We start from the raw sequence: 7,818 nt of genomic DNA on the forward strand, positions 1-7,818 counted from the left end.
GCCGTCCCGTCCAGCGCGATCCGCCGGGTGCCCGCGCGCCCGGCGGATCGGCATCGCAGCCGCCGCCGCATCGCGGCTGGCGGCATGCCGTCCATTCGGCTCACACCCCCGGTGGTCCATATCCCATGCATCCCGCTGACCCGACCCGCGCCAACGCCATCGGCCCCAAGGGCTATGGCCGCATCGTCGAAGCCCTCGCGGCCTCCGGCTCGATCCTGACGCTGCTGATCGCCGGCCTGATCGCCGCCGACGTGTTCACCCGCAACCTGTTCAACCTGCCCCTGATGGGGGTGGTGGAGCTGGTGGCGATGTTCGTGGTGGCGGCGATCTTCCTGCAGCTGCCGGGCAGCATCCGGGCCCGGCGCATCGCCCGGGCGGAGATCTTCCTCGACCCGCTGGTCGCCCGGCACCCCCGCTTCGGGCGGATGGTGCTGGTCGTCTACGACCTCGCCGGCCTCGCCGTGTTTCTGGTCATCGCCTACGCCACCTGGCCGCGGCTGGAACGCACCTGGGTCTACAACGAGTTCATCGGCCACGCCGGCTCGTTCACCTTCCCCGCCTGGCCGCTGCCGGCGATCATCCTGCTCGGCTCGCTCGCCTGCGCCGTCCAGTACGGGCTCGCCGCCTTCGGCACCGCCCGCGACCTTGCCCGCGGCAACGACGCCGGCGCGCCGGAGACCCGCCCATGACCGGCATCGAGATCGGCCTCGTCACGGTGGTGGCGATGATGGTGGCGATCTACCTGGGCATCCAGATCCCGGTGGCGCTGATGCTGTCGTCGTTCCTCGGCATCGCCTGGCTGCGCTCGCCGGAGCTTGCGGCGCGGATGGCCGCCGGCGCCGCCCAGGACACCGCCCAGGACTACCTGTTCGCCGTGGTGCCGCTGTTCGTGCTGATGGGGCTGGTGATCACCATCGCCGACGTCGGCCGCGACGGCTTCGACGTGGCGCAGCGGCTGTTCCGGCGGATGCGCGGCGGCATCGGCGTCGCCACCGTCGGCGCCAACGCGGTGTTCGCCAGCGTCACCGGCATCTCCATCGCCTCGGCGTCGATCTTCACCCGCATCGCGGTGCCCGAGATGGTGCGGCGGCGCTACCGCAAGCGCTTCGCCGTCGGGCTGGTGGCGTCGTCGTCGATCATCGGCATGCTGATCCCGCCGAGCCTGCTGATGATCGTCTACGGCATCGTCGCCGAGGTCTCGATCGGCAAGATGTTCATCGCCGGCATCCTGCCGGGGCTGCTGGTGGCGGTGCTGTTCTCGCTGCAGGTGGTCTGGCTGGCGCACTTCCGGCCGGACGTGGTGTTCGAGGCGCCCGGCGTGCACGACGAGGAGATCCAGGCGGCGGCCGAGGAGATCGGCGGCGGCTTCGGCTGGATGGCGCGGCGGCTCTTGCCCATCGCCTTCCTGATCGTGGTGGTGCTCGGCGGCATCTACGGCGGCGTGTTCACGCCCACCGAGGCCGCCGCCATGGGCCTGCTCGGCTCGCTGCTGATCGCGGTGCTGCGCCGGCGCATCTCGGCGAAGGGGTTCTGGTCGATCCTGGTGGAGACCGGGCGCATCAGCTCGGCGGTGTTCTTTCTCATCATCGCCGCCAGCCTCTACAGCCGCATGCTGGCGCTGACCGGCCTGCCGGGCGCGGCGGCCGACTTCCTCGCCAACGCCGGCCTCGGCACCTACGGCTTCCTGATCTGCTACGTGGTGCTGATCATCGCGCTCGGCTGCCTGATCGATTCCATCTCGATCATGCTGATCGTGCTGCCGGTGGCGCTGCCGGTGGCCGCCCACCTGGGCATGGACCCGATCTGGTTCGGCATCGTCACCATCCTCTCCGTCGAGATCGGGCTGATCACCCCGCCGTTCGGCCTGTCCGTCTTCACCGTGAAGGCGGCGCTCGACGACGACAGCGTCAGCGTGAAGGACATCTTCGCGGGCTCGTGGCGCTTCGTGGTCGGGCTGATGGTGGCGGTGGTGATCGTCGCGGCGTTCCCGTGGCTGTCGACCGGGCTGCTGTGAGCCCGGCCGACGGCGCGCCGCCGACGGACGGATCTCCAGTCGGAGCAGGCTTTCCAAGGTTGCGGCAAGCGGCCTGCTTCGACGATCAGTCTTGCCGCACCTTCGGACGGAAGGCCGGTTCCCACTTTTCCTGAAAGTGCCCTAGCCGGAAACCAGCACGCGGACGGCGGCGAGCGACAGGGCGGGCACGAAGGTGATCAGCGCCAGCGCCACCAGGTAGACGAAGAAGAACGGCACGACGCCGCGGTAGATCTCCTTCAGCTCGATCTCGAAGACCGACTGGGCGACGAAGATGTTGATCCCGAACGGCGGGGTGAACAGCCCGATCGCCAGGTTGACGGTGATGACGATGCCGAAGTGGACCGGGTCGATGCCGGCCGCCAGGATGACCGGCAGCAAGAGCGGCGTGAGCAGCAGGATCGCCGACAGCGGGTCGATGACGCAGCCGATCGCCAAGAGCAGCAGGTTGATGACGATCAGGATCAGCCACGGCGGCAGCGACGCCGGCTCGACCCAGGCGATCAGCGCCGCCGGCACCTGGTTGACGGTGAGGAGCCACGAGAACACGCCGGCGCAGGCGATGATGATGAGGATCTGCGCGGAGAAGGTGACCGTCGCCAGGCCCGCCGCCCAGAGGTCGCGCAGCGTCAGCTCGCGGAACACCAGCCGCGTCACCGCCGCCGTGTAGACGCACGCCACCGCCGCCGCCTCCGTCGGCGAGAAGATGCCGCCGTAGATGCCGCCGAGGATGATGGCCGGGGCGCCGAGGGCCCAGATGCCGCGTCCGAACGCCTGCAGGAAGGTGCGGCGGTCGAAGGGCTGGCCCTCGTCGCTGCCGCTGCGGCGCCCGTGCCACCAGGTGTAGGCGGCGAGCAGCGCGACGATGAGCAGCCCGGGCACCAGGCCGGCCGCGTAGAGCCGCGGGATCGACTGCTCGGCGGCCGCGGCATAGACGATCATCGGGATCGAGGGCGGGATCACCACGCCGACGGCGCCAACGGCGGCGATCAGCCCGGCGGAGAAGGGCGCCGCGTAGCCGGCCTCGCGCATGGAGGGATACATGATCCGACCCACCGTCGCGACGGACGCAGCACTCACGCCGGAGATCGCGCCGAAGATGGCGCCGGTGCCGATGGTGGTGAAGCCGAGGCTGCCGTGGACCGGCCCGACGCAGGCCCGCACGAAGGTGACGAGCCGGCGCGCCACGCTGCCGCGCTCCATCAGTTCGCCGGCAAAGATGAAGTAGGGAATCGCCAGCAGCGCGTAGGCGTTCACCGAGCCGAACAGGTTCTGCTGCAGCGCCGCCAGCGGCATGTTCATGAACAGGGCGAGCGCGACGCAGGACGCCGAGAGCAGCACCAGGAAGACGGGGAAGCCGAGGACCAGCAGGAGGACCGGCAGCAGGCCGAGGGCGAAGCTCATGGCCGCGGCCCGGTGTCGGCGGGCTGGCGCAGCCGGGCGAGCGCGGCTGCGCCGCGCAGCGCCACCACGACGACCATGATGGCGAAGCCGGCGGTGACCGTCGCGTGGGGGATCCACATGGGAACGTCGGACATCGGGCTGTGCTGGCCCAGTTTGTGGAGACGGCGGACGTAGTCGTAGGAATGGTAGCCGGCAAAGCAGAGCACGCCGAGCGTGACGCCCCATTCCGCGACGGCGAGGGCGGCCTTCAGCCGGGCCGGCAGCATCTGGCGGACGACGTCCATCCGGAGATGCCGGTCGCCGATGCTGACGAGCCCCGCCCCGATGAAGGTGATGGCGATCAGGACGAACACCTGGATCTCGTCGCCGCCGAGCAGGCTCCACCCGAAGAGGGCGCGCCCGGCCACGTTGACGACGCTGAGCAGGATCGCGACGATCAGCGCGACCACCAGCAGAAGACGGATCGGCTGGGCGACCCGCTCGACGGCACGTTGAAGCATTCCGGTTCCCCCGGGACCGGCCGCTCGGCGGCCTGGCCCCATCCCGCGATCACGCCGGCAAAGCATGCCGGCACGGCAGACGCCGGGGCGGAGCCGCCCCGGCGCGCGTCACCCGCTACTGCCGGGTCTTGTCGGCGGCCGCCTTGAGGAAATCGTAGTCCTCCTTGGCCGCGGGATTGTCGGAGAAGACCTTCGGGAGCGCGTCCGCGGAGGCCGCCAGCACGGTGGCGGCCCCTTCCGGGGAGAAGCTGATCAGCTCGCCGCCGTGCTCGGTCCACGTCTTCAGCGTCTGTTCCAGGTTGCCGGTGTTCCACTGCTCGGCGACGTCGATCGCCTTCTCCGCCTCCTCGTGGACGATCGCCTCGAGCTCGTCGCCGAGGCTGTCCAGGAAGGCGCTGTTGGCCATCGCCGCGACGATCAGGAACGCGCTCGGCATCGTCGTGAGCGGCTTGGCGACGTCGTAGAACTTGAACGCGGTGAACACCGCGGAGCTGGCGATCTGGCCGTTGATGACGTGGTTCTGCATGGCGGGCAGCACCTCGCCCAGCGGCATCGACACCGGCGAGGCGCCGAGCGCTTCGAGCGGCAGGACGTGGATCGGGGTGGCGCCGGGCGTGCGGATCTTCTGGCCCTTGAAGTCGTCCGGGGTGCGCACCGCCTTGTCGGAGAGCAGCATCATCGGGCCGTGCGGGTAGATGACCAGCGGCTCCATGCCCTGCTCGTTGCCGAGGGTGGCGAAATGCGCGCGCACGGCCGGATCCGACAGAGTGCGGGCCGCGTGGCCCATGTCCTGGAAGACGCCGGGGATGTCGAACACTTCGAAGCGCGGATCGAGGCCCACGAAGAAGCCGGAGGCCGGCGCGGTGACCTCGATGGTGCCGAGCGCCACGCCCTCCACGGTCGCCGGGATCTGGCCGAGCTGGTTGGCGGGGTAGAGCTCCACCGCGATCCTGCCGCCGCTGCGCTCCTCGACCCCCTTCTTGAATTCCTTCATCCAGACTTCGGTGACGTCGTGGATCGTCGGCGACGAGACCTTGATGACGTAGTCCTGCGCGAGCGCGGGCTGCGCCAGAACGGCGAGCGCGGCAGCGGCGGCGAGGCCGCGAACGAGTGATCCGACCATGTGTCCTCCCATTGATGACGTCTTCGATGGGCCGGCTTGGCGCCGGCCTCTGGTTTTCAGGCTGTCAGTATTGTCCCTGCGGCTCCAGCCCGAACAGGTGCTGGCCGTACATGCTGGCCACCGCGTCGCCGTTGAGGCTGATGTGCGAGCCGGCGCCATGGATGTCCCGCCAGAAGCGCTGCAGCGGGCTGCGGGTCGACAGCGCGGCGCCGCCCGAGGCCTCGAACAGCCGATCGACCGCCCCCACCAGGAGCTTGGTCGCGAACGCATGGTCGCGCCGGTTGCGCAGCCGCAGGTCGATGTGGTCGGTCGCGCCGGCGGTCACCGCGTCGAGCGCGTCCTGCAGGTCGCGGAAGATGAGCAATTCGGCCGCGTCGATCGAGGCGGTCGCCTCGGCCGCGCGGATCTGGATCGTCTGGAAATCCGCCATCTGCTTCTGGCCGCCGGCGACCGCGCCCCGGGTGACGCGGCTGCGGACGTTTTCCAGGAACACGTCGCGGGCGCCCCGGGCCATGCCGAGCGCCGGGCCGACCAGGCAGGTCGGCACCACGGCTAGGAAGGGCAGCCGGTAGAGCGGGTTCCGGTTCACCTGCGCGCCGGGCGGATTGCCGGCGAGCAGCGGCGCGAAGGGAACGGCGCGATGGGCGGGCACGAACTGGTCGTCGACGACGATGGTCTTCGATCCGGTGCCGGAGAGGCCGGCGGTGAACCAGTCGTCGTCGATCGCGTACTGCGCCTTCGGAACGAGGAAGAAGCCCGGCTGCATGCCGCCGTCACCGGTGGGGATGCGGCCGCCGAGGATCGCCCAGTCGACGTTGTCGCAACCGCTGGCGAAGCTCCAGCGGCCGGAAATGCGGTAGCCGCCGTCGACGGACTGCGAGCTGCCGGTCGGCGCGTAGGAGACGGCGGAGATCGCATCCCGGTTCGTCGACCAGACCTCCTGCTGCGCCTCCTCCGGGAAGCAGCCGATCAGCCACTGGTGGACGGCGCCGAGCGAGTAGACCCAGCCGGTGGAACCGTCGCCGCTCGCCACCGTCGCCACCGCCTCTACGAAGACGTCGAAGCCGTATTCGTAGCCGCCGAAGCGCTTCGGCTGAAGGATGCGGAACAGGTCCGCGTCGCGCATCTCGGCGACGAGGTCGGCGGAGACGCGGCGCGCCTGCTCCGTCTCCAGCGCCCGCTCCCTGGCAATGGCGGCAATCCGCGCGGCACGGCCGAGCAGATCGGCAACCGCCGGCCGGTCATCCTCGTCTGCAACAACTGCGAGCGACATCGCATCCTCCCGGGCTCTTGTTCGTTTCCCGGATCGTAGAGACGCCTCGCCGGCCGCGCAATAAATAAATTGCATCTGCAAATAAAATGTCGGAACGTCGGGCGACCGGCGCGGCGAAAGCGACCGCCGAGAGCGCAGAATGGGCCGCTTCGATGGATGGCCCGACGCTCCGGCCCCGCCTCCGCCGACCGCGATGCAGCATTCATTCGCGAATGCAAGTAAATGGAGATCCCCTCATGCGCGAGGCCAGCCCCGCCGCCGCACCGCCCTCCGCCCCCGCCGTGGCCCCGGCCTTCCGGCAGGCCATGCGCCGGCTGGCGGCGACGGTGTCGGTGATCACCCTCGGCCACCCGGAGGGCCGCCACGGCATCACCGCCACGGCGGTCACCTCGCTGTCGATGGACCCGCCGGCGCTGCTCGTCTGCGTGAACCAGGCCGGCTATTTCCACGCGCTCCTGGAGCAGGAGACGCGCTTCTGCGTGAACCTGCTGCACACCGAGCAGGCCGACGTCTGCCTGGCCTTCGCCGGCAACGAGCCCGCCGACCAGCGGTTCGCGCGGGGCGACTGGGACGCGGACGCCGACGGCGTGCCGTTCCTGCGCAACGCGCAGGCAAGTCTCTTCTGTGACAAGGACCGCCAGATCGCCTACGGATCGCACAGCATCTTCATCGGCTCGGTGCGCCGGGTGGACGTGCGGGAGGACATCGCGCCGCTGATCTATCAGGACGGAACGTTTTTGCGCACGGCCCCGTCCGCCGGATAGACATCCGAAGCCGGGCGGATGCGGCTTCATGCGCCGTGCGCGCGCGCCGCACTCGTGCTAGCTGGGCAACGGACGACTGCGTACCCATCGTGTCGGAGACAACTTTTGGTCAAGAAGCCAGATCAGGCGGAAGCGGGAGAAGGGAGCCTTCGGGATTCCTTCATCCTGTCGGAATTCCTGCCCTATCTCCTGAACCGTGCCGGCGTTCGCATCGGTCTCAGCTTCGCCAAGGACATTGCCCACACGGGCATCACCCTGCCCATGTGGCGCGTTCTGGTTGCGCTCTGGCAGAACGGCGACCAGCGCCTGGGCGAGCTGTCGGAACGCACCAGCATCGACATCTCCACCCTGTCGCGCCTGCTCCTGCGCATGCAGCGCGAGGGCTACGTGGTGCGGCGCCGGTCCGGCCTCGACGGGCGGGCGCTGAGCCTCACCCTAACCGCGGAGGGGCGCAGGATCACCGAGGAGATCATTCCCGTCGCCTCGCGCTACGAGGACGTGGCGATCACCGGCATGAACCCGGCCGACGTGGCGCGCCTGAAGCGGCTGCTGGTGAAGCTCTACGCCAACATCGAGGCGCTCGATGCCCGCGCCGGCAAGCCGTCGCCGGAGGAGAGTGAGGAGTAGCCGCTCCCGCGCTCAGCGGCCGTCCTTGGCGGCGGCGACCATGTTGCGGGCGATGACGATCTGCTGGATCTGGGTGGTGCCCTCGTAGATCCGGA

Annotated in this window: 8 protein-coding genes; 4 read left to right on the plus strand and 4 right to left on the minus strand. The window is 69.7% G+C overall.

What is annotated here, in order from left to right:
* Positions 1–125: 125 nt before the first annotated feature.
* On the plus strand, positions 126–689 hold the full coding sequence (locus AB7M35_RS23185) for a TRAP transporter small permease subunit (RefSeq protein WP_453962955.1): 564 nt from the start codon (positions 126–128) through the stop codon (positions 687–689).
* Positions 686–2,014 (plus strand): TRAP transporter large permease, encoded by a 1,329-nt coding sequence (locus tag AB7M35_RS23190; RefSeq protein WP_453962956.1) that lies wholly within the window; start codon positions 686–688, stop codon positions 2,012–2,014. Before AB7M35_RS23185 ends, AB7M35_RS23190 begins: the two co-directional genes overlap by 4 nt.
* Positions 2,015–2,155: 141 nt before the next feature.
* Here the strand turns inward: AB7M35_RS23190 and AB7M35_RS23195 are convergent, their stop codons facing one another.
* The 4 genes from AB7M35_RS23195 to AB7M35_RS23210 form a co-directional block, all read right to left on the minus strand.
* Positions 2,156–3,436, minus strand: a complete 1,281-nt coding sequence (locus AB7M35_RS23195) for a TRAP transporter large permease (RefSeq protein ID WP_453962957.1) — start codon at positions 3,434–3,436, stop codon at positions 2,156–2,158.
* Entirely contained in the window at positions 3,433–3,936 is a 504-nt protein-coding gene (locus AB7M35_RS23200) for a TRAP transporter small permease (protein WP_453962958.1), read from the minus strand. The genes AB7M35_RS23195 and AB7M35_RS23200 overlap by 4 nt, the downstream gene beginning before the upstream one ends.
* A gap of 115 nt (positions 3,937–4,051) precedes the next feature.
* Positions 4,052–5,059: a TRAP transporter substrate-binding protein gene (locus AB7M35_RS23205; protein ID WP_453962959.1), complete on the minus strand. Its 1,008-nt coding sequence runs from the start codon at positions 5,057–5,059 to the stop codon at positions 4,052–4,054.
* A 64-nt stretch (positions 5,060–5,123) separates the two neighbouring features.
* Entirely contained in the window at positions 5,124–6,332 is a 1,209-nt protein-coding gene (locus AB7M35_RS23210) for an acyl-CoA dehydrogenase family protein (RefSeq protein ID WP_453962960.1), read from the minus strand.
* A gap of 236 nt (positions 6,333–6,568) precedes the next feature.
* Here AB7M35_RS23210 and AB7M35_RS23215 point away from each other — a divergent pair, with 236 nt between their 5' ends.
* On the plus strand, positions 6,569–7,096 hold the full coding sequence (locus AB7M35_RS23215) for a flavin reductase family protein (RefSeq protein ID WP_453962961.1): 528 nt from the start codon (positions 6,569–6,571) through the stop codon (positions 7,094–7,096).
* Positions 7,097–7,201: 105 nt separating this feature from the next.
* On the plus strand, positions 7,202–7,723 hold the full coding sequence (locus AB7M35_RS23220; RefSeq protein ID WP_453962962.1) for a MarR family winged helix-turn-helix transcriptional regulator: 522 nt from the start codon (positions 7,202–7,204) through the stop codon (positions 7,721–7,723).
* Positions 7,724–7,818 lie beyond the last annotated feature (95 nt).

This window comes from Amorphus suaedae (assembly GCF_053629675.1).

Excerpts from the sequence above, each read along its gene's own strand:
- AB7M35_RS23210 (WP_453962960.1), bottom strand. The coding sequence starts at position 6,332 with ATGTCGCTCGCAGTTGTTGCAGACGAGGATGACCGGCCGGCGGTTGCC.
- AB7M35_RS23195 (WP_453962957.1), bottom strand. The coding sequence starts at position 3,436 with ATGAGCTTCGCCCTCGGCCTGCTGCCGGTCCTCCTGCTGGTCCTCGGC.
- AB7M35_RS23200 (WP_453962958.1), bottom strand. The coding sequence starts at position 3,936 with ATGCTTCAACGTGCCGTCGAGCGGGTCGCCCAGCCGATCCGTCTTCTG.
- AB7M35_RS23215 (WP_453962961.1), top strand. The coding sequence starts at position 6,569 with ATGCGCGAGGCCAGCCCCGCCGCCGCACCGCCCTCCGCCCCCGCCGTG.
- AB7M35_RS23185 (WP_453962955.1), top strand. The coding sequence starts at position 126 with ATGCATCCCGCTGACCCGACCCGCGCCAACGCCATCGGCCCCAAGGGC.
- AB7M35_RS23205 (WP_453962959.1), bottom strand. The coding sequence starts at position 5,059 with ATGGTCGGATCACTCGTTCGCGGCCTCGCCGCCGCTGCCGCGCTCGCC.
- AB7M35_RS23190 (WP_453962956.1), top strand. The coding sequence starts at position 686 with ATGACCGGCATCGAGATCGGCCTCGTCACGGTGGTGGCGATGATGGTG.